The following is a 1330-nucleotide window of genomic DNA, read 5'->3' as shown; positions in this document are numbered from 1 at the left end:
CCCTGGAGGGCCCCCCCCCCCCGGGGGGGGGGGGGGAGGGGGGGGGGGGGGCCCCCCAAAAAAAAAGGGGGGGGGCCGGCACCGCCTCGACCGGTGGTCCTGGCACAGCCCTGCGTCAGGACCACCGGCTCATTCGTCAGTGCTGTGCGGTACGGCGCTTGCGCACGGACCACATGATGCCGCCGCCCGCCAGCAGCACGGCCGCGGCCGCTCCGGCGATGATCGGAGTGGCGGACGAGGAGCCCGTCTCGGCCAGGTCCGGCGAGCTGGGGCCCGGGGGGACCACGGCGGGAGCGGACTTCGAAGGCGCCTCGCTGGGCGTGGCGCTCGCGGCGGGCGCCTTCTTGGAAGGAGCCGGGGACGGCGTGCCCTTGGACGGCGCGGGCGGCGGGGTGGTGCCCTCGCACACGGGTGCCGTCTTGGTCTCGTCGCGCGAGAAGTTGTCGCCGTCACCGGCCTTGACGACGAGGTGGACCGTCAGCTCCTTGTCGTGCTCGGGCAGCTCGAGCTTCTTGTGGAACTCCCTGCCAAAGGTCTCGGTGGGCAGGAGGTCCTTGCCGTCGACAGTGACGGTCACCTGGTTGGTGACGTTGCTGTTGTAGGCGGTCAGGTCAAGGTTCACCTCGGAACAGGTCACGGCCCAGGTGGGGGTGTGAGCTGCGGCCGGGCCGGCGGTGAGCACCGCGCCGGTCAGGCCGACAACCGCAGCGGCCGCGAGTGTTCCCGCAGCACGCAACGATCTCCTGGGTATGGTCATGGATTCTTCCTCCGCATGTGTTTCATCGCCCGAATGGCGGTGGGGCGCAGAGTACTGCCCCTGCCGGCACCGTGCGCACCCGCCCTACGAAGCACCTGTTGCATCAACTGCCCACACATCATCATTGGTTCGGACATGACGGACACGGCGTGGAGGATGGGACCACGTGGGCAGCGGCGTGGGAAGGCGAGCGCTGGAGCGATGGACGCGGACGGCGCGGACGGCGCGGACGGCGCGGACGGCGCGGACGGCGCGGACGGCGCGGACGGCGCGGACGGCGCGGACGGCGCGGACGGCGCGGACGGCGAAGGAGAGACCGGCGAAAGCGTCGTCAGAGACGGCGGTGCATGATGTACAGCCCGACAAAGCCCTGTTCCGGGTGGCTGAAACCCTCCGGCAGCGTTACCAGGATCTCGAAACCGAGCGAGCGGTAGAGCCTTACGGCGTGGATGTTCGTCTCCACCACCGCGTTGAACTGTGTCAAGCCCCGGGTTTCGTGGAGAGTGAGTTAGCTGGTTTTCTGGAGTGATGCTGGGGGTTGGGCCGCGTAGTGGGCGGCTTCGTGCTCGGCGG

2 protein-coding genes and 1 pseudogene are annotated in these 1330 nt (G+C 70.0%); 1 reads left to right on the top strand and 2 read right to left on the bottom strand.

Going from position 1 to position 1330, the window contains the following annotated elements; all coding sequences use genetic code 11:
- Positions 1–136 precede the first annotated feature (136 nt).
- Positions 137–757 (bottom strand): LAETG motif-containing sortase-dependent surface protein, encoded by a 621-nt coding sequence (locus tag ACFVX4_RS25850; RefSeq protein WP_389981277.1) that lies wholly within the window; start codon positions 755–757, stop codon positions 137–139.
- Between the two features lie 201 nt (positions 758–958).
- Here ACFVX4_RS25850 and ACFVX4_RS25845 point away from each other — a divergent pair, with 201 nt between their 5' ends.
- Positions 959–1108, top strand: coding sequence for a hypothetical protein (locus ACFVX4_RS25845; protein WP_389981276.1), 150 nt, complete (start codon positions 959–961; stop codon positions 1106–1108).
- On the opposite strand, the pseudogene ACFVX4_RS25840 reads toward ACFVX4_RS25845, so the two are convergent.
- A pseudogene (locus tag ACFVX4_RS25840) lies at positions 1089–1235 on the bottom strand (GNAT family N-acetyltransferase); the annotation flags it as partial. The gene ACFVX4_RS25845 and the pseudogene ACFVX4_RS25840 overlap by 20 nt on opposite strands.
- Positions 1236–1330 lie beyond the last annotated feature (95 nt).

The sequence above is a fragment of the Streptomyces sp. NPDC058240 genome (genome assembly GCF_042882135.1).
Taxonomy (GTDB): Bacteria; Actinomycetota; Actinomycetes; order Streptomycetales; family Streptomycetaceae; genus Streptomyces.
This window is presented reverse-complemented; position numbering and strand designations above follow the sequence as displayed.

Bases quoted from the DNA above. Each gene is read 5' to 3' on its own strand.
- ACFVX4_RS25845 (WP_389981276.1), top strand. From the start codon at position 959: ATGGACGCGGACGGCGCGGACGGCGCGGACGGCGCGGACGGCGCGGAC.
- ACFVX4_RS25850 (WP_389981277.1), bottom strand. From the start codon at position 757: ATGACCATACCCAGGAGATCGTTGCGTGCTGCGGGAACACTCGCGGCC.